Annotated in this window: 17 protein-coding genes; 10 read left to right on the top strand and 7 right to left on the bottom strand. The window is 60.9% G+C overall.

The annotated features are described in order from the left end of the window. Window positions 1–150 precede the first annotated feature (150 nt). The 3 genes from G365_RS0108305 to infC all read left to right on the top strand — a co-directional run bounded on the left by G365_RS0108305 (window position 151) and on the right by infC (window position 4,230). The gene (locus G365_RS0108305; protein WP_019645052.1) at window positions 151–1,167 is read left to right on the top strand and encodes an NAD(P)/FAD-dependent oxidoreductase; all 1,017 of its coding nucleotides are present in this window, start codon (window positions 151–153) and stop codon (window positions 1,165–1,167) included. 450 nt (window positions 1,168–1,617) lie between these two features. After that, entirely contained in the window at window positions 1,618–3,531 is a 1,914-nt protein-coding gene (gene thrS / locus G365_RS0108300; protein ID WP_019645051.1) for a threonine--tRNA ligase, read from the top strand. A 177-nt stretch (window positions 3,532–3,708) separates the two neighbouring features. Beyond that, window positions 3,709–4,230 carry a translation initiation factor IF-3 gene (infC, locus tag G365_RS0108295; RefSeq protein ID WP_019645050.1) on the top strand — a complete coding sequence of 174 codons (522 nt, stop codon included), beginning with the start codon at window positions 3,709–3,711 and terminating at the stop codon, window positions 4,228–4,230. Between the two features lie 132 nt (window positions 4,231–4,362). Here infC and rfaE1 read toward each other — a convergent pair whose 3' ends face one another. Then, window positions 4,363–5,838, bottom strand: coding sequence for a D-glycero-beta-D-manno-heptose-7-phosphate kinase (gene rfaE1, locus G365_RS0108290; protein ID WP_026345201.1), 1,476 nt, complete (start codon window positions 5,836–5,838; stop codon window positions 4,363–4,365). 265 nt (window positions 5,839–6,103) lie between these two features. On the opposite strand from rfaE1, the gene G365_RS0108285 reads away from it, so the two are divergent. Genes G365_RS0108285 through G365_RS0108265 form a run of 5 tightly spaced genes read left to right on the top strand, consistent with a single transcriptional unit; the run spans window position 6,104 to window position 11,319 of the window. After that, complete coding sequence (locus G365_RS0108285; protein WP_155976191.1) at window positions 6,104–7,480, top strand: hypothetical protein; 1,377 nt, start codon at window positions 6,104–6,106, stop codon at window positions 7,478–7,480. 3 nt (window positions 7,481–7,483) lie between these two features. Beyond that, on the top strand, window positions 7,484–8,728 hold the full coding sequence (locus G365_RS0108280) for an EAL domain-containing protein (protein ID WP_019645047.1): 1,245 nt from the start codon (window positions 7,484–7,486) through the stop codon (window positions 8,726–8,728). Further along, window positions 8,728–9,492 (top strand): ABC transporter ATP-binding protein, encoded by a 765-nt coding sequence (locus G365_RS0108275; protein ID WP_019645046.1) that lies wholly within the window; start codon window positions 8,728–8,730, stop codon window positions 9,490–9,492. Before G365_RS0108280 ends, G365_RS0108275 begins: the two co-directional genes overlap by 1 nt. Continuing rightward, the gene (locus G365_RS0108270) at window positions 9,489–10,283 is read left to right on the top strand and encodes an ABC transporter permease (RefSeq protein WP_019645045.1); all 795 of its coding nucleotides are present in this window, start codon (window positions 9,489–9,491) and stop codon (window positions 10,281–10,283) included. The genes G365_RS0108275 and G365_RS0108270 overlap by 4 nt, the downstream gene beginning before the upstream one ends. Window positions 10,284–10,323: 40 nt before the next feature. Then, on the top strand, window positions 10,324–11,319 hold the full coding sequence (locus G365_RS0108265; protein ID WP_019645044.1) for an NAD(P)H-dependent glycerol-3-phosphate dehydrogenase: 996 nt from the start codon (window positions 10,324–10,326) through the stop codon (window positions 11,317–11,319). A 69-nt stretch (window positions 11,320–11,388) separates the two neighbouring features. On the opposite strand, the gene cobM is transcribed toward G365_RS0108265, so the two are convergent. Together cobM and G365_RS23490 are read right to left on the bottom strand one after the other, a co-directional pair. Next, window positions 11,389–12,153, bottom strand: a complete 765-nt coding sequence (gene cobM, locus G365_RS0108260) for a precorrin-4 C(11)-methyltransferase (RefSeq protein WP_019645043.1) — start codon at window positions 12,151–12,153, stop codon at window positions 11,389–11,391. Between the two features lie 30 nt (window positions 12,154–12,183). Next, a complete protein-coding gene (locus tag G365_RS23490) occupies window positions 12,184–12,600 on the bottom strand; it encodes a cobalamin biosynthesis protein (RefSeq protein ID WP_081628490.1) in 417 nt (138 codons plus the stop codon). A 455-nt stretch (window positions 12,601–13,055) separates the two neighbouring features. On the opposite strand from G365_RS23490, the gene G365_RS0108255 reads away from it, so the two are divergent. After that, entirely contained in the window at window positions 13,056–13,244 is a 189-nt protein-coding gene (locus G365_RS0108255; protein WP_019645042.1) for a (2Fe-2S)-binding protein, read from the top strand. Between the two features lie 4 nt (window positions 13,245–13,248). Here G365_RS0108255 and G365_RS0108250 read toward each other — a convergent pair whose 3' ends face one another. Together G365_RS0108250 and G365_RS0108245 are read right to left on the bottom strand one after the other, a co-directional pair. Next, window positions 13,249–13,872, bottom strand: a complete 624-nt coding sequence (locus G365_RS0108250; RefSeq protein ID WP_019645041.1) for a LysE family translocator — start codon at window positions 13,870–13,872, stop codon at window positions 13,249–13,251. A 24-nt stretch (window positions 13,873–13,896) separates the two neighbouring features. Further along, window positions 13,897–14,739 carry a PhzF family phenazine biosynthesis protein gene (locus tag G365_RS0108245; protein ID WP_019645040.1) on the bottom strand — a complete coding sequence of 281 codons (843 nt, stop codon included), beginning with the start codon at window positions 14,737–14,739 and terminating at the stop codon, window positions 13,897–13,899. A gap of 117 nt (window positions 14,740–14,856) precedes the next feature. Here G365_RS0108245 and G365_RS0108240 point away from each other — a divergent pair, with 117 nt between their 5' ends. Next, window positions 14,857–16,272 (top strand): aminotransferase-like domain-containing protein, encoded by a 1,416-nt coding sequence (locus G365_RS0108240; protein WP_019645039.1) that lies wholly within the window; start codon window positions 14,857–14,859, stop codon window positions 16,270–16,272. A 147-nt stretch (window positions 16,273–16,419) separates the two neighbouring features. Here G365_RS0108240 and G365_RS0108235 read toward each other — a convergent pair whose 3' ends face one another. After that, window positions 16,420–16,812, bottom strand: a complete 393-nt coding sequence (locus G365_RS0108235; protein ID WP_019645038.1) for a GtrA family protein — start codon at window positions 16,810–16,812, stop codon at window positions 16,420–16,422. A gap of 3 nt (window positions 16,813–16,815) precedes the next feature. Then, window positions 16,816–17,781 carry a glycosyltransferase family 2 protein gene (locus G365_RS0108230; RefSeq protein WP_019645037.1) on the bottom strand — a complete coding sequence of 322 codons (966 nt, stop codon included), beginning with the start codon at window positions 17,779–17,781 and terminating at the stop codon, window positions 16,816–16,818. Between the last annotated feature and the right edge of the window lie 34 nt (window positions 17,782–17,815).

The raw sequence follows: 17,815 nt of genomic DNA, 5'->3' as shown, positions 1-17,815 counted from the left end.
ATTTATGTACCGCGACTGATGGTTGTCCCGCAATTGTTCCCTGTGGTGTTTTCGGGAAATCCGGTGACAGGAAAGTCTTGATCCGGGCCGGTTGGCGGTCCACTCTGCGGGCCAAGATCTGTCTCCGCTTTTTTGTCAGGAAGTCCTGAAATGACTGACGCGATTCATCGCACCGATGCTCTGGTGATCGGGGCTGGCCCGGTCGGCCTGTTCACCGTGTTTCAGTGTGGGATGCTCCGGATCAAATGCCATGTGGTCGATGTGCTTGATACCATCGGCGGCCAGTGCGCGGCCCTGTATCCGGAAAAGCCGATTTTTGACATTCCGGCCCATCCGTCGGTGCTCGCCGGAGATCTGATTGACAGGCTGAGTCAGCAGGTTGAGCCGTTTGCCCCGGTCTATCATCTGGGGCAGCAGGTCACTGGCCTGACCCGCACCGAAGAGGGCCGCTGGCGGGCTGAGACCAGCAAGGGCACTGTGATTGATGCCGCCGTGGTGATGATCGCTGCCGGGGCCGGGGCTTTTGGTCCCAACCGTCCGCCGCTGAAAGGGCTTGAGGCGTACGAGGGCACCTCGGTGTTCTATTACGTTACCCGCCGGGAAGATTTCCGGGGGAAGAAAGTGGTGATCGCCGGGGGCGGGGATTCTGCCGTTGACTGGGCGATTTCGCTGTCGGAAGTGGCCGCCAGCGTGCAGGTGGTGCATCGGCGCGCCAAATTCCGCTGTGCGCCGGAAAGTGCGGCCCGCCTGCAGGAACTGGCGGATGCCGGGAAGATTGAGCTGGTGGTGCCCTATCAGCTGTCAGCCCTTCAGGGGGACGGCGGTGTGCTGACCGGGGTGGAGGTTGCGGATCTCGACGGTGGCCTGCGGGTGCTGGAGGCGGATGTGTTGCTGCCCTTCTTCGGTCTTGCCACCGACCTCGGCCCGATTGCCGACTGGGGTCTGGCGATGGAGCGAAGCACCATCACCATTGACCCGACCACCGGGGCGACCAGTGTGCCCGGCATTTTTGCGATGGGGGATGTCTGCCACTATCCACACAAGCTGAAACTGATCCTGACCGGCTTTGCCGAAGCGGCACAGGCTGCCCATGCCTGTTACCCGCTGGTGTTCCCCGGTGAGGTGCTGCACTTCCAGCATTCCACTTCGGTCGGTGTTCCGGCCTGATGATCAAGCGGCGGGGGCTTCAGGCCCCCGTTCTGTTGTGTCCCTGAGCGTGCAGGGTGAAACCGGCGGGGCATGGCTGCCGTGTGCCTGACGCTGTTTTACACCGGTTGCGGTGGGGGTTGCGGTGCGGTAAGGTGTGAGCCTCTGTTTTTCCTGTATGGAATGGATCCCGTGTCCCGCTTGTCTGTTCGCTCCGGCCTGATCGGCCTGCCTCTGTCCACCCGCATCGGCGGTGTGGCGGCGCGAACTATGGGCACCGGGTTCTGTGTCGCCTGATGCGGCCTCTGGCGTGACCGTCTGCTGACCCGCGCCCAGCACATCCCGGAATTTCTGTCCCTGCGGGCCCTGTCCGGTCGGTTCTGACCGGAGGCAGGGATCGCCAGACCTGAACCCCGCACCCCTTCCCGTCCGACAGGCCGATCGGTGCGCCCATCACAGAGAAAGAAGATCATGGTTGCCATTACCCTGCCCGACGGCAGCGTCCGTTCCTTCGAAGGTCCGGTTTCCGGTCTTGAGATTGCCAAAAACATCAGCACCAGCCTTGGTAAGGCGGCGCTGGCGGTGTTTGTTGACGGCGATATGTGGGATCTGACCCGGGTGATTGACCGCGACGCCAAAGTGTCGATCGTCACTGCCAAGGACGACGCCGCGCTGGAGCTGCTGCGTCACGATGCCGCCCACATCATGGCGCAGGCGGTGCAGGAGCTGTATCCGGGCACGCAGGTCACCATCGGTCCGGCGATTGAAAACGGCTTCTATTACGATTTCGCCCGCGACGAGCCGTTCTCCACCGATGATCTCGAAAAGATCGAAGCCCGGATGCGCGACATTGTCGACCGCAAGCTGGAGATTGTCCGCGAGGTCTGGGACCGGAACGATGCGATCGCTCATTTCGAAGGCATCGGTGAAAAGTACAAGGCCGAGATTATCCGCGATCTGCCGGGGGCGGAGACCATCACGGTATACCGTCAGGGTGACTGGAAAGACCTGTGCCGGGGCCCGCACCTGCCTTCCACCGATAAGCTAGGCAAAGCCTTCAAGCTGACCAAGGTGGCCGGTGCCTATTGGCGTGGCGATGCCAAGAACGCGGTTCTGCAGCGCATCTATGGCACCGCCTGGGCCAACCAGAAGCAGCTTGACGACTACCTGCACATGCTGGAAGAAGCCGAAAAGCGCGACCATCGCCGTCTTGGCAAGGAAATGGATCTGTTCCACTTCCAGGTCGAGGCGCAGGGTGCGGTCTTCTGGCATCCTAAGGGCTGGGCGGTGTACCGGACCCTGCGGACGTACATGCGCAACCGGCTGGAAGCGGCGGGCTATCTGGAGGTCAACACCCCGCAGCTGGTGGACAGCCATTTGTGGGAACTGTCCGGCCACTGGGCTAATTATCGCGACAATATGTTCGTCACCGGCTCGGAAGATAAGACGCTGGCCGTTAAGCCGATGAACTGTCCGTGCCATATTCAGATCTTCAAGCAGGGCATCAAGTCCTACCGGGATCTGCCGCTGCGGATGGCCGAGTTCGGGGCCTGCCACCGGAATGAAGCCTCCGGGGCGCTGCACGGTCTGATGCGCGTCCGTGCCTTTACGCAGGATGACGCCCACATCTTCTGTACCGACGATCAGATTGAAAGCGAAACGAAGGCGTTCTGCGATCTGTTGCGCAGCGTTTATTCCGATTTCGGGTTCTCTGAGATTAAGGTGAAGTTCTCCGATCGTCCGGAAAACCGGGCGGGCTCTGATGATGTGTGGGACCGTGCGGAAGAGGCGTTGAAGCGCGCCACTGAGGCTGCCGGGATCGAAACCTCGCCGAATCCGGGCGAAGGGGCCTTTTATGGCCCGAAGCTGGAATTCGTTCTGCGGGATGCCATCGGCCGTGACTGGCAGTGTGGTACCCTGCAGGTCGATTATGTGCTGCCGGAACGTCTGGATGCCGAATATGTCGGTGAAGATGGCAACCGTCACCGTCCGGTGATGCTGCACCGGGCAATTCTCGGGTCATTTGAACGCTTTATCGGTATCCTGATTGAAAACTATGCCGGTAAGTTCCCGCTGTGGCTGGCGCCGACGCAGGTGGTGGTGACCACGATCACCTCTGACGGTGATGACTATGCCCACGCCGTTGCCGCTACCCTGCGGAAAGCCGGTCTGCGGGTTGAGATCGATACCCGGAATGAAAAAATTAACTACAAGATCCGTGAGCATTCGCACAAAAAAGTGCCGGTGATCGCGGTTGTCGGGAAGCGCGAGGCGGAGGAAGGCAAGGTTGCTTTGCGCCGTCTGGGGGGTGATGCCCAAGAAGTGCTTGCGCTGACCGACGCTGTCGCTAAACTTGCAGATGAAGCGAAGGTGCCGGGTCTCTGACCCCGGCACCCTTCCTGCTTCCTGAATAACCGGGGGCGCGGGCCCCTACGACAATCTTCCGAGGGAGAGTGACGCACTAAGATCTGGTCACAGTCTCGCCGGAAGGCGACTGTCGCCGGATCCGCTCTCCTGACCACAACCCGAATTTATGGAGAGGGTTTCATAGCTAGGCCGCCGATGCAGACGCCGCCGTCCAAGGATGGACCGCGCGTCAACGACATGATCACTGCCCAGATGGTCCGCCTGATTGATCAGGATGGGGAACAGGTGGGCGTGGTGCATATCCGCGAAGCTCAGGAAATGGCAGATACGGCAGGTCTCGACCTCGTCGAGATCTCTCCCAATGCCGAGCCGCCGGTGTGCAAGATTCTCGACTATGGCAAGTTCAAGTACGAGAACCAGAAGCGCAAGGCCGAGCAGCGGAAGAAGACCAAGGTCATCGAGGTCAAGGAAATCAAGCTGCGTCCCAACATTGATGATAACGATTATCAGGTCAAAATGCGGGCTCTGAAGCGTTTCATCGAAGAAGGCGACAAGGTGAAGGTGACCCTCCGCTTCCGTGGCCGTGAACTGGCCCACCAGAATCTGGGGATGGACGTCCTGAACCGGGTTAAGGAAGAGACTGTCGATCTGGTGAAGGTCGAGCAGCTTCCGAAGATGGAAGGCCGCCAGATGATTATGGTTCTGGCACCGAAGTAAGCTCTCCGGTGATCGGGCTGTGTGCGGCGTAAGGCCGCACCGGCTGACACAAAAAAGCCTGCCCGAAAAAAAACGGGCAGGCTTTTTTGTGTTTTTGTGTGGGAATCCGGTGTGTGATGTGGGCTGGCAGGGTTATCCCTGCCCGCCATTCATCCGCCGGATGGTGTTGGTGGTGGATTGTCCCGGTTCCAGTTGCGCGAGGACAACCCGCCCGCCATAGCCCATCACCACATCGGCACCGACCACGGTCTCCACGGTGTAATCCGCCCCCTTGACCAGAACATCCGGGCGCAGGGCACAGATCAGGTCATACGGGGTATCTTCCCCGAACAGAACAACAGCATCGACCATCTGCAGGGCCGCCAGAACGGCGGCGCGGGCCGCTTCGGTCTGGACCGGGCGGGTTTCCCCTTTCAGGCGTTTGACCGAAGCGTCACTGTTCAGGCCGACCACCAGCCGGTCACAGGCTGCACGGGCCTGCCGCAGCAGCGCCAGATGGCCGGGGTGCAGCAGATCGAAGCAGCCGTTGGTGAAGCCGACGCTTTGCCCGCGGCGGCGCCACAGTTCCACCTGCTCGGCGGCGCGGTCCCGTTCCAGAATCTTGGCATCGCTGCTTTCCAGGTCCTGATGGTGCAGGGTTTCCACCACTTCGTGGGCGGCGACGGCGGCGGTCCCGACCTTGCCAACCACGATTCCGGCGGCAACATTCGACAGTTCCGCAGCTTCCGGCAGCGGGGCGCCGCAGGCCAGAGCGGCCGCGAGGGTTGCGACCACAGTGTCCCCTGCCCCGGAGACATCAAATACTTCCCGCGCCTCGGCAGGCAGATGGGTGACGGTGCCGTCGCTCTGCACCAGCGTCATCCCATCCTGACTGCGGGTGGCGAGAACGTTGGTGATGCCGCAGGTATCAATCAGGTGGCGGGCCGCAGCGATCACATCGGAATCGGTCTGGGTCGGCAGTCCGGTGGCGTCCTGCAGCTCTTTCCGGTTCGGGGTCACCACCGTAGCGCCGCGGTAGATGGAATAATCCCGCCCTTTGGGGTCAACCACCACCGGCAGACCGGCCGCATGGGCCAGATCAATACTGGACCGGATCACATCGTTGGTCAGGACCCCTTTGCCGTAATCAGACAGGATCATGGCCTGACACTGGCTGATGTGGGCGGCAATACCGGCCAGCAGGGCGGCGGCGCGGTCGTCGGCGATGGTCTGCACGGTTTCCCGGTCAGCCCGCAGCAACTGCTGACTGCCCGCGAGATAACGGATCTTGATGCCGGTCTGGCGTCCGGTCTCCACTTCCAGCATCGGGGTCACCAGTGGCAGGTCGCCCAGCATATCGGCGATTTCCCGTCCGGCGGTGTCATCGCCGACGGTGGACAGAAACAGCGCACGGGCTTTCAGGCCGACCAGATTGCGCACCACATTGCCCGCCCCGCCGAGCATGCTGGTTTCCCGCAGGATCCGCAGCACGGGGATCGGTGCCTCCGGCGAGATGCGGTCAACGCTTCCGCTGACGAAACGATCGAGCATGATATCACCGATGCACAGCACGGTGGCGGAGCCGAGGGAAGAGATGTGGGCAGCCAGACGGGAATGACGTTCGGACATCAGCGGGTTCCATGGTGCGGCAGGCAGGGGGCAGATCAGGCCGGTAACGGATGGCATCTGCGCCGCACCGTTCTTACCACTGTTCCGCCATCAAGGAAAACCCTGCTGAGAGCGGGCGGTCCGATCCAGCCGCAAGGGCTTCGAGGTGTTTGTTTTCCCTCGCTTCCGGGGGCGGGTTCGTTTTACAGTCGGGGGACTGACCGCATCCACATAATGCCATATGGCATGACCTTCCGGCCCCCGGAAACCATAAAGGCGTCCCATCGTGTTGTACCGAGATCCCACTCACGCCGAGCGCGAACTGATTGATCTGGTTGAACGTGGCGCGAAAACTCCGTCTGGCCGGACGGCAGTGCATCTGCATCTGTCCCAGCTGATGCCCGCGCATCGCCCGCCGCAGTATCTGCGGATTGCCTCCCGCCTGTTTGCCCCGCTGGAGTCCGATGCCGGGGTCCGGGTTTTTTCTATGTCCAACGGCGATGTGATGATCATCGGTCGGGATATGCCGGAAGATGAGATCGACCGGATGATTCACCGCATCAAGTCGTTGTTCAGCAATGACCCCCTGACCTGGGCCGATCCCGATGATGAGGACGGATTCGACCCCTTCGTCACCTGGTATGCCTTTGAGGTTGATCTGGAAGAGCTGCGGCAGGTGATCCGTGGCCTTCTGGCCGATGCCGAGAAAAAACGCCGGGATCAGATGAAGGTGACGGCGCAGACGCAGACGCTGACTTCTGACAGGCTCGGCGGCCTGATTGAAGGGCTGGGGAAGATCAACATCCGCCATCATCTGCGCCGTCAGCCCTGCGTCCGGGTGATGGATCGTAAGGCTGTCATTCTGTTTGAAGAAATCTACACCTCGATGGCTGACCTGCGGAAAGCGGTGGCACCGGACGTTGACCTGTTTTCTTCCCGCTGGCTGTTTCAGGACTTTTCCCGCAGCCTTGACCGGGTGGTTTTGACCGGCCTGCCGCGGGCGGAAATGGTACAGGCGCAGCGCCGGATCAGCCTTAACCTGAATCTTGAGACGGTTTTTACCCGGGAATATCAGATCCTGCGGCAGATCCTTGGCCCCAAGCCGGTGGTGCTGGAGGTGCAGCTGATTGATGTCTTCACCAATCTGCCAACCTATCTGAAGGTCCGCGATCAGCTGCGGGCTGACGGGGATGCGATCCTGATCGACAGCCTGACGCCGGACATGCTGGGGACCATGGATATGAGCCAGCTGGATCCTGATTTTGTCAAAGTGCAGTGGGTTTCTGATATGGCAACGCCGGGACAGCGCAATACCGGCGGAGATCTGGGCGATATCGTCGAAGCCCTTGGCGGGGACCGGGTTATTCTGACCCGCTGTGACACAGAGCTGGCAATCACCTGGGGCCTGACGCAGGGGATCTACACCTTTCAGGGCCGGTTTATCGATGCCATTCTGGGCACGGTCAGTATTAATACCCAGCCGAAGCTGGCCGGAGTCTCCCTGCGGGACTTCGTGCGCTGGCGGGCGGCTGTGGATAATGCCACGCGGCAGCAGTGTCCGGATCCGGCGGCGCTTGACGCGGTGCAGGAATTTGCATCGCCGCCGCGCCGGGGCCGTGCTGCCCGGGCACCGGTGACCCCCGCCGGGACAGGAGGCAAGTAACAGATGGCCCCGCGTCAACCCGAGCACTCGCAGGGCGCTGCTCATGAAAAGCGCCTGCTGTCCGATCTTAAGCTGTCAGCCAGCCAGACCAAGGGGCGGGGGGCTGTTCAGGTCCATCTGTCGAAGCTGGATCCGAAAGCCCGCCCGGAACATGCCCTTCGGGCGGTGGAGTCTCAGTTTCAGGGCCTGATGCAGCGTGAAGGGGTCCGGATTTACTGGCTGCGGAATTTTGATCTGTTCGTTACCTTCAACAGCATCAGTGCCGATAATATCCGTTCCGCTCTGGTGAAGATCAGGTTCCTGTTTGCCGGTGATCCGCTGATTGAAGCCCCGATCCCGGCGGAGGGGCCGGATCCGTTTGCCACATGGTATGCGTTTGAGAAGGACTTCGACGATCTTCTGGCGGCTGTCCGCAAGATGATTTCCGAGCATCGGGGGGTTTCAGCCCCGGTCCGGCGTCGGCATCGGGCGACCGGAGATATCAAGGAAGTCCATCGGCAGGGGGCGGAGCTGACGCCGGACGTTCTTAGCCGGGTGGAAGCAGCCCTGATCCGGGCTGATCTGTCGAGTCTGATCCGTCGGCAGGCCGTTTGTGCGATGGTGGGAAAAAGTACCCCGGATCCGGTTTTCACCGAGGTTTTTGTCTCGATCTCTGACCTGCGGGCCGCCTTGATTCCCCACGTGGAACTGGCATCGAATCCATGGCTGTTTCAGCATATGACACAGACGCTTGACCGGCGCGTACTGTCCATGTTGACCCGGCGTGATGATAAAACCCTGTCTTCTGGGTTTTCCTTAAATCTGAATGTGGCAACCATTCTGTCTGAGGATTTCCTGAAATTTGACGACAGCATTGCTCCGGGAAGTCACGGAACGGTTGTCCTTGAGTTGCGGGTAGAGGATATTTTCTCTGACCTTCAGGCCTTTTTCTTTGCCCGTGATTTTACCCGCCAGCGGGGGTACCGGCTGTGTATTGACGGGTTAACCTGGCGGACCCTGCCCTTCATCGATTCAACCCGCCTGGGTGTTGATATGGTGAAACTGCAGTGGAATGACGATCTGCCGATGATTTTGGTCAGCAAGGCGGGTGCCAAAACGATGGAAGCCATCAAGCGCAGTATTCAGGGTCGGATTATTCTGACCCGATGTGATGATGAGCGGGCTATTGCTGTCGGGCAGGAGCTTGGTTTCTCACTGTTTCAGGGGCGTATTCTGGATCAGATGATGCGTACTTATCTGGTGATGTGATGACGACGCCAGATTCTGCTCCGGCAATTGTGGTTGAGACTCTCGTCAAACGGTACGGGGCGGTGGCAGCGGTTGACGGGCTGACGTTCACGGTCGCTGCCGGATCAACCACAGCCTTGCTGGGGGGGAACGGCGCGGGAAAGACCACCACGCTGTCGATGTTGCTGGGGGTTCTGGAGCCAACGTCAGGCAGTGTCCGCATCTTCGGGCATGATATGCGGACTGACCGGCAGGCCGTTTTGCCGCGGATGAACTTTTCCAGCCCATACGTTGATTTGCCGGGGCGCCTGACGGTCCGGCAGAATCTGACCATCTACGCCCATCTTTATTCTTTGTCCCATGTCCGGGACCGGATTGCCCGGCTGGCGGAGGATCTTGAGATCACGGCAGTGCTGGAGCGGCCGACCGGACGGCTGTCTGCCGGGCAGAAAACACGGGTGGCACTGGCGAAAGCCCTGCTGAATGATCCGGCGCTGCTGATTCTGGATGAGCCGACGGCCAGCCTTGACCCCGACACCGGAGACTGGATCAGAACCTATCTGGAGCAGTACCGGGCCCGCAGCGGTGCCACTATTTTTCTGGCCTCGCACAATATGGCGGAGGTGGAACGGCTGTGTGATTCCGTCCTGATGATGCGGGGCGGCGTGATTCATGACCGGGGGGCTCCGGCGGATCTTCTGACCCGGTATGGCCGGGAGTCGTTAGAGGATGTGTTTCTCGATATCGCCCGCAACCGGCGCAGTGCCGTGGAGGAACCGGCATGATCAGTCTGCGGCGGGTGGGGGCGGTCTGTCTGCGTCATCTTTACACCCTTAAATCCGGCCCGGTCCGCCTGCTGGAAATGGCCTACTGGCCAACGATGCAGATGATTCTCTGGGGCTTTATTTCTTCCTTTTTTACCATGCACTCGTCCTGGCTGGCGCAGTCTGCCGGGGCGCTGCTGGCGGCGATGCTGCTGTGGGATGTGCTGTTCCGCGCTAACCTTGGGGTTTCCGTCTCGTTTCTGGAAGAGATGTGGGCCCGCAATCTGGGGCATCTGTTTGTCAGCCCGCTGCGCCCGACGGAATATCTGATTGCCCTGATGACAATGAGTCTGATGCGGACGCTGATCGGGATTATTCCGGCAGCGGTTCTGGCGGTTCCGTTTTATTCCTATAATGTTTTTTCAATGGGACTGCCGTTGCTGGTGTTTTTCACCTGCCTGATGGTGACCGGCTGGAGTCTCGGCATTGCCATCTGCGCCCTGATTTTGCGGTTTGGTCTGGGGGCAGAAAGTCTGGCGTGGGTGGTGGTGTTTGCGTTTGCCCCCATCTCGGGGATTTATTACCCGATTTCAGTGCTTCCGGGTTGGCTGCAGCCCCTCGCTCTCGCCTTTCCGCCGGCGCATGTCTTTGAAGGGATGCGGGCCGTGCTGTTTGACGGTGTGTTTGTATGGGGGCACCTGTGGGCGGCCATTGGGCTGAATATTCTCTATCTGGCGTTGGCCGGTGGTGGCTTTTTACTGGCCTTCCGGGGGGCACGCCGTCGTGGAGCCTTGCTCAATCACGGTGAATAAGGAATGCTGCGCCCGGTTTTGACCGACTGGGAGAAGCAGGGTGCAGCGGATTGGGGTGATCGGGGCCGGGGCCTGGGGAACGGCACTGGCGCAGACCGCGGTGCGGGCCGGGCGGGATGTCATCCTATGGGCGCGGGATGCCGATATCGCCGACCGGATTAACTGTGATCACCTGAATCCTGACTATCTGCCTGATTGTCCGTTGGACCCGGCGTTGACCGCCACATCTGACCTGAGGGCTGCCTGCGCGGCGGATGCTGTTCTGCTGGTGGTTCCGGCGCAGTTTCTGCGTGCCACCTGCCGTTCTTTGGCGGCGGTCTGGGTGCCCGGTGTCCCGGCAGTCCTTTGTTCGAAAGGGATTGAGCTGAGTTCCGGGGCGCTGATGACCGACGTGGTCCGCGCGGAGCTGCCCGCCGGGACACCGCTGGCCTGCCTGTCGGGCCCGTCTTTTGCGGCAGAAGTCGCCCGCGGTCTGCCGACGGCGGTGACCATCGCCAGTGATGTGATGGGACTGCCCGAGCAGTTGGTGCGGGCTCTGGGGACGCGTACATTCCGCCCCTATCACTCGACGGATTTGCTTGGGGCCGAGATCGGCGGGGCGGTGAAGAACGTTTTGGCGATTGCCTGCGGAATTCTGGAAGGGGCTGGGTTGGGCGATAATGCCCGGGCGGCGCTGTTGACCCGGGGGCTGGCAGAAATCACCCGGCTGGGGGTGGCGCTGGGGGGGCAGCCGCAGACCTTCATGGGCCTGTCAGGCATGGGCGATCTGATGCTGACCGCAACATCGATGCAGTCGCGTAATTTTTCCCTCGGCTTCGCTTTGGGGCAGGGGCGGGCATTGGCCGAAATTCTGGCAGAGCGGAAAGCGGTCACGGAAGGGGTCGCGACTGCGGCGGCTGTGACGGCTCTGGCCTCCCGGCAGGGCATTGATATGCCGCTGTGTGCAGCGGTGGATGCCCTGCTGAACCGGGGGCAGGCCCTGCCAGAGGTGATTGATGGCCTGCTCGCGCGTCCTTTCCGGCAGGAGCATGGGTGAAAACACCCTACCCCCCTTAAAGGAACCCTTTGCTCTACAAGGGTGAAAGCCGCCTAACCGGGCTATGGGTTAAGCATCGGCCGGGCGGAACAGGTGGCTGTGGTTACGCCCGTAAAGGGCGCTGGTCCGGTCTGACCGCCCTTGCAGCACTTTTCCAACCAAGATCAGAGCGGTACGGGTGACTCCGCCTTCCGCTTTTACCTGCTCGCGGATCGTTTCCAGCGTGCCGGTGATGACTTTTTCATCTGGCCAGCTGGCCCGGTATACCACGGCCACCGGACAGTCTGCCCCGTAGTGGGGAACCAGATCCCGCACCACGGCGGCCAGATTGTTGATCGACAGATGGATGGCGAGGGTGGCGTGGCTGCGGCCCAGTGTTTCCAGATCTTCTCCGGCAGGCATGGCAGAGGACCGGACGGAGGTCCGGGTCAGGATCACTGTCTGGGCCACATCCGGCAGGGTCAGTTCCCGCTGCAGGGTCGCGGCGGCAGCAGCAAAGGCAGGCACCCCGGGAACAATCTGATAGGGAATACCGAGAGCATCCAGCCGCTGCATCTGTTCGCCGATGGCACCGTAGAGGGATGGATCCCCGGAATGGACACGGGCCACATCCTGTCCGCTCTGATGGGCCTGTTCCATCAGCGCAATGATTTCATCAAGGTGCAGGGATGCGGTGTCTATGACCTGCGCCCCGGCTGGGGCAGCGGCAACCACCTCTGCCGGGACCAGAGACCCCGCATACAGACAGACGCGACAGGATTCAATCAGCCGTAGCCCACGAACGGTGATCAGGTCAGGCGCACCGGGGCCAGCACCGATGAAATGGATGGTCATAGTTCGGGTCCGTGCAGCAGTCAGACAGAATCAGCCGGAGACAGTAAGGATGGCAAGGGCGACAGTACACCCCGGCCCGGTTTGTTTGGCAAGCCACAGTACCGGCTTTTGTCCCGGCCCCGCAGCCTGACGGGCTGACGCAAGGGCGGCTGCTTCGGCAACGGATGCGACTCCGCTGTGGATGGCGGCGGCTGAGGGGGCTGCTGTGGTTTCAGCAGTCAGGGCAGTGGCGGAAACCGGAACCAGTGGGCAGCCCGCGATGGCAGCGGTTTCCGTCAAGGCTGGCAGGCTACAGCGGCGGTCAAGGCTGGCCAGAGAGGCCAGACTTCCCCCCGGCGGGAGTGTGGCGTTGAGAAGAGCCAACAGATCCTTAGTGCGGGCTGTTGAGGTACAGCCAGCCCCGGCAAAGAAAAGAACAGGATGAATCTGGGAGCGAGGATGTTGCATCCACGCAGTTTAGCACACCGCCGCCTCAGTCAGTGTGTGCGGACGGGGGCCGGGGTGGGCGCTGCAGTGCCAGAGGATGAGGCCGTTGGGCCGGTTGTCTGAGGAGTCTCCCGGTTTTTGGCTCCGGCGACCAGCAGGGCAGCCATCATTGCAGGGGATAGACCACGCCAGATTACCATGTTCGGATCCCTTTCCGGCCCGGCCAGAGGAGAGGCATACAGTGCAGGCGGGGTCGCCGGGTTAAAGCCCCCATCCATGAAGGGATGTTATCACGCAGAAAATGCAAATGCAAATGAGTTGCAAATCTTAGGGATTCCCCCTTAAAATCAACCTCCCGGTGCCCATGCTGCTTCAGCGAATCATCTCCGGGCTTGCTTGATGAGAATGAATTGCACTATTATCCGCATTAGCCACCACGTGCCTGCAAAAATGACAGGGTCGGTTGGGGAGGGATCATGTACGTCTGTCTGTGCAATGACCTGAAGTGTCGGGATGTCCGGGCTGCCCGTGACCGTGGGGCCCGCACCCCCGCGCAGGTTTTCCGGGCCCACGATACCCGCCCGCAGTGCGGAAAGTGCATCGGTTGCATGAAGGATATCCTGAAGGAGGAACGGTCTGCCGCATCCCTCGCGCAGGCGTCCTGAAGCTTTATCCTTTCAAAAAGATCAGGCTGAGACCCGCTGACAGAAAGGCCAGCGCCAGACCTGCCTGAATGGCTCGTCGTGCCCGCGCATATATCCGGCTGGCCGGTCTGGTTGAGAAGGCCAGCGCATATCCACAGAAGACGATAAACCCCAGACAGAAGCAGCCGCCGACGATCAAGGGTAAATCCCTCGCCTGACGCTCAGGGCTCAAGGCCAGCGATAGAATGGCACTCCACGACAGCACCGCTTTAGGGTTGGTCAGGTGCATGAAATATCCCTGCCGGAACTGTTGCCACGGGGTGAAGGGCTTTGCGGTGGTCCGGGCAGATAAATCGCCGGTCTGACAGGCTGAGGTGGCCGCCTTGTAAGCAAGGTAGAGCAGATAACAGCCTCCGGCGATGCGCACTGCATTCAGGAACTCGGGATGGGTTGCCAGCAGCGCAGCCAGTCCGGCTCCGGCCAGTCCGGCCCAAGTGATCGACCCCAGCAAAATCCCCGCTGCCAGCAGCAAGGCAGGGCGGCGTCCCTGACCCATTGCCGTGCCCATAATGGCCATGACGCTTGGGCCGGGACTGGCAGAGGCCAGAAGATACGTCGCGTAAACGGTGATCAGGGGTTCTGCGGCCATAAAAAATCTCCTGTCTTTTTCAGGTTAATGCCGCAGCCCTGACATCTGCGTTCTGGTCTGTCCGCCGACCCAGACAGTCCCCTCAGAGTCCTGATGCACTGCAATCCGGCCGCGTCTTCCTAAACAAGTCCCTTGTGATGCCAGATAAGACGATCCGGAGACCCGGCCGGTCTCAAACATCCACTGCGCGGCAGAGGCATTGAGGCTGCCGGTGACCGGGTCTTCAATCAGCACGCCATTGGCATCGGTGAACAGGGCGCGCAGCTCAAACGCAGTGTCGCTGCCCTGCGGGTAGGGCCCGATCAGGCCGATGTCTACGGTGCGGTCAGGCGCGCGTTGGGGAGTGACAGCCCTGACGGTTTCTGCGGAGTCGAGGAGCAGACCAACCCAGCCGGGGCCGTTGTCGATCCAGCGCGCTCCGACGACTTTTCTGGAGTCGATCTGCAGAATATCGATCAGGTCGTGCAGGGTTGCTGGGTCCACCGTGCCGCTGCGAAGCAGGGGCGGGGCGGCAAAAGACAGCATATTGTCCTGCTGCCGGATCGGGATTAGCCCGGCGCCACATTCCTGGCGGATCAGCCCCGGGGTCTTGGGGCGTCCCCCCATACTCAGCCAGACATGGCAGGTGCCAAGCGTCGGATGTCCGGCGAAGGGCAGCTCGCGGGCCAGTGTAAAAATCCTGACCCGGTAGTCAGCCGAAGGATCTGTCGGGGGCAGAAGGAAGGTGGTTTCAGACAGGTTCATCCAGCGGGTGATCTGCTGCATGCTCTGGGTATCCAGATCCTCGGCAGCGCTGACCACAGCAACAGGGTTGCCGTCAAACCCAGAGCTGCCAAACACATCGACCAGATGGAAAGAGCGGGACATGCGATAAATCCGTCATTGGGGGGCGCTGGGGGCAGCTTAAGAAGATCGGGGCAGTGCGGGCAGAGACAGTCTGATACAATTTTGAAAAACTGTACTGATGAAGAGAGGCGTACACTGATGGATCGTCCTGTTGCATCCGGTGGGGAAGGGTCGCGTACCGGGCAGGTGATGCAGATGATCCGGGACCGGATTGACCGCCGGAGTCTGGTGCCGGGATCCAGAGTCCCTTCAGTGCGGGCTATGGCCGGGTTGGCCGGGGTCTCAAAATCCACTGTGGTGGAAGCCTACGACCGTCTGGCAGCCGAAGGGGTCATTCGCGCTCGGCGTGGGTCTGGCTTTTATGTGGCGGCGCCGCTGGCACCGCTGACGCTTGACCGGATCGGGCCGGATGTGGAGCCGGAGATTGACCCGCTGTGGATGCTCCGGCAATCGTTGCGCACGTCTGCCGGGGCGGCGTCGCCGGGGTGTGGTTGGTTACCGGAAACGTGGTTTGAGGAGGATGGGGTGAGGAAGGCCCTGCGGCAGGTTGCGCGCAGTGGCGATGGTCCGCCGGCTTACAGTCCGGCACAGGGCCCGGTCCCCTTGCGGACGGTGTTTGCCCGTCGTCTGACGGATCAAGGGGTTGCTGTCGGGCCAGACCAGATACTGCTGACAGACAGCGGAACCCACGCCCTTGACCTGATCTGCCGGTTTTTGTTGGCACCGGGCGATGCGGTGCTGGTGGATGACCCCTGCTATTTTAACTTTCTCGCCTTGTTGCGGGCGCATCGGGTGACGGCAGTTTCTGTGCCGATGACCCCGCAGGGGCCGGATCTTCAGGCGTTCACTGTGGCGGTCGAACAGCATCGTCCCCGGATGTATCTGACCACATCCGCCGTTCATAATCCGACCGGGGTGACTGTCGCGGCAACAACCGTCCATCGGGTGTTGAAAGTCGCGGAGCAGAACGGCCTGATTGTGGTCGAAGATGATATTTTTGCTGATTTCGAGGGATCTCCCTCCCCTCGTTATGCCGCTTTTGATGGTCTGGATCGGGTGATTCGGATCGGCAGTTTATCAAAATCGCTCTCCACCGGGGTACGCTGCGGCTTTATTGCCGCAAATCCGGACTGGATTGCCGCCCTGACGGATCTGCGGATCGCCACGTCTATGGGGGGATCGTCTTTGTCAGCGGCCGTACTGCACACCGTCCTGACCGATAGCAGTTATCGGCGACATATGGATCGGGTAAGGGCCAGGCTGGATAAATGCCGGGAGCTGACACTGGACCGCATGCGGTCTTTGGGGTTAACGCCGTGGGCGGAGCCTTCAGCCGGATTGTTCCTGTGGATGCTGTTGCCTGAAGGGCAGGACGCCGTTGCGTTGGCCCGGCAGGCGCAGGCGGAAAGGGTGATTTTGGCACCGGGCCCGGTGTTCAGTGCGTCCAGGGGATGGCGGGATGCTTTACGCATCAACGTTGCCCACTGCGAGGATCGTCGGTTAGAACGTTTCCTTTCCCGGTGTCTTGGCCGTTGCGTGAGTCCGGAAGCGTGACGGACAGGAACAGAAGGCAGTCAAGGCCGGTTGCAGACACAACGATCAGAACGGCAAAGGCGGTTCTGGCGTCAGGGTATGAGGCGGGCCGAAAGAACAGAGTGATCGTTGGGGGCTGTTCCCACAAAAGTATCCAGAAACAGCGGATTAGGCTGTCGATTGCTTGCGGAAAAGAGCAGAACGGGCAATGGCAAAGTTCAGGCTCAGTCCGGCAAGACTGCCAACGGCGACACCCAGAACCGGATAAGCGGCAACGACAGGCAGGGTGGCGATACACAGGCTGTACGCTGCCAGATTAGCCCCGCCACCAATCAACATGATCATCAGATAACGCAGGGCTTCCTGCCACACGGGCAGACCCGACGGCCGCTGACCAAAGGCCAGACGCCGGTTGAGCAGCCATGTGGCAAGAACGGCTGCCAGAAAGGACAGAGCCCGCCCTGCATAGGGGCCTAGGAAAGGCAGGGCCAGATACAGCACGGCTGTATCGACCAGAAAGCCGACTCCCCCGGCGAAAGCGAACAGGACGAGGGATCGCATCACCTAATCCCGTTTGATTGTCGAGCAATGGGGGATGGCGAGATAGGCTAGCCGCTTGGCTTCATGACGACCGCGGGTGACGGTATCGAGGGTCAGCCCGCAGAGGAAGGACAGGAAGGCGGTCAGCATCAAGGCCGTGGATAAGACGGCAGTTGGAAGGCGGGGCACCAGACCGGAGTGCAGATATTCCAGCAGCAGCGGGACAGACAGCAGAACGGACAGAACCGCAAGGACCCCGCCGACAATGCTGTAAAACGCCAGTGGTCGCTCCAGAACGTACAGCCGCATGATGGTTTTCAGAATCCGCCAGCCGTCGCGATAGGTTGACAATTTGCTGACCGACCCTTCCGGGCGGGCCCCATACGGGGTGTCCACTTCCCCGACAGCCATCCGCAGTTCCAGTGCGTGGACCGTTAGCTCCGTTTCGATTTCGAAACCCTGCGACAGGGCGGGGAAGGATTTGGCATAGCGGCGGGAGAAAATCCGGTACCCGGACAGCATGTCCCGGAAGGACCCGCCAAAGATGTGGGCGACGCTGCCCGTCAGCATGCGGTTGCCCCACTGGTGGCCTTTGCGGTAGGCCTGACCGGCGATATCTGTCGGGGTCTGTCGGGCACCGACAACCATATCAAGGCGCTGGTCTAGAAGGGTATCAATCAGGCTGCGGACGCAGGGGGCGCTATAGGTGGCATCGCCGTCAACCATGACATAAACGTCCGCTTCGACATCGGCGAACATGCGGCGGACAACGTTTCCCTTACCCTTCTGCGCAACGTGTACCACCTGAGCCCCATGGTGGCGGGCGACGCTTGCCGTATCATCGGTTGATGCATTGTCAAAGACATACAGACCCAGCTCTGGCATCGCTGCGCGGAAATCATCAATAACCTGCCCGATAGCCACGGCTTCGTTGTAGCAGGGGACGATCAGGGCTACCCGAAGCCCGCGGTACAGAGCTGTCTCAGTCATATGTATACTTATTGATCGAGGTGACTGGGAGGCG

It is taken from the genome of Novispirillum itersonii subsp. itersonii ATCC 12639, from assembly GCF_000381985.1.
GTDB classification, from domain to species: Bacteria; Pseudomonadota; Alphaproteobacteria; order Rhodospirillales; family Rhodospirillaceae; genus Novispirillum; species Novispirillum itersonii.
The sequence above is the reverse complement of the archived record's forward strand: the minus strand, read 5'-3'. Positions and strand labels throughout refer to the sequence as shown.

Excerpts from the sequence above, each read along its gene's own strand:
- G365_RS0108305 (WP_019645052.1), top strand. The coding sequence starts at position 151 with ATGACTGACGCGATTCATCGCACCGATGCTCTGGTGATCGGGGCTGGC.
- thrS (WP_019645051.1), top strand. The coding sequence starts at position 1,618 with ATGGTTGCCATTACCCTGCCCGACGGCAGCGTCCGTTCCTTCGAAGGT.
- infC (WP_019645050.1), top strand. The coding sequence starts at position 3,709 with ATGCAGACGCCGCCGTCCAAGGATGGACCGCGCGTCAACGACATGATC.
- rfaE1 (WP_026345201.1), bottom strand. The coding sequence starts at position 5,838 with ATGTCCGAACGTCATTCCCGTCTGGCTGCCCACATCTCTTCCCTCGGC.
- G365_RS0108280 (WP_019645047.1), top strand. The coding sequence starts at position 7,484 with ATGGCCCCGCGTCAACCCGAGCACTCGCAGGGCGCTGCTCATGAAAAG.
- G365_RS0108275 (WP_019645046.1), top strand. The coding sequence starts at position 8,728 with ATGACGACGCCAGATTCTGCTCCGGCAATTGTGGTTGAGACTCTCGTC.
- G365_RS0108270 (WP_019645045.1), top strand. The coding sequence starts at position 9,489 with ATGATCAGTCTGCGGCGGGTGGGGGCGGTCTGTCTGCGTCATCTTTAC.
- cobM (WP_019645043.1), bottom strand. The coding sequence starts at position 12,153 with ATGACCATCCATTTCATCGGTGCTGGCCCCGGTGCGCCTGACCTGATC.
- G365_RS23490 (WP_081628490.1), bottom strand. The coding sequence starts at position 12,600 with ATGCAACATCCTCGCTCCCAGATTCATCCTGTTCTTTTCTTTGCCGGG.
- G365_RS0108255 (WP_019645042.1), top strand. The coding sequence starts at position 13,056 with ATGTACGTCTGTCTGTGCAATGACCTGAAGTGTCGGGATGTCCGGGCT.
- G365_RS0108250 (WP_019645041.1), bottom strand. The coding sequence starts at position 13,872 with ATGGCCGCAGAACCCCTGATCACCGTTTACGCGACGTATCTTCTGGCC.
- G365_RS0108245 (WP_019645040.1), bottom strand. The coding sequence starts at position 14,739 with ATGTCCCGCTCTTTCCATCTGGTCGATGTGTTTGGCAGCTCTGGGTTT.
- G365_RS0108240 (WP_019645039.1), top strand. The coding sequence starts at position 14,857 with ATGGATCGTCCTGTTGCATCCGGTGGGGAAGGGTCGCGTACCGGGCAG.
- G365_RS0108235 (WP_019645038.1), bottom strand. The coding sequence starts at position 16,812 with ATGCGATCCCTCGTCCTGTTCGCTTTCGCCGGGGGAGTCGGCTTTCTG.
- G365_RS0108230 (WP_019645037.1), bottom strand. The coding sequence starts at position 17,781 with ATGACTGAGACAGCTCTGTACCGCGGGCTTCGGGTAGCCCTGATCGTC.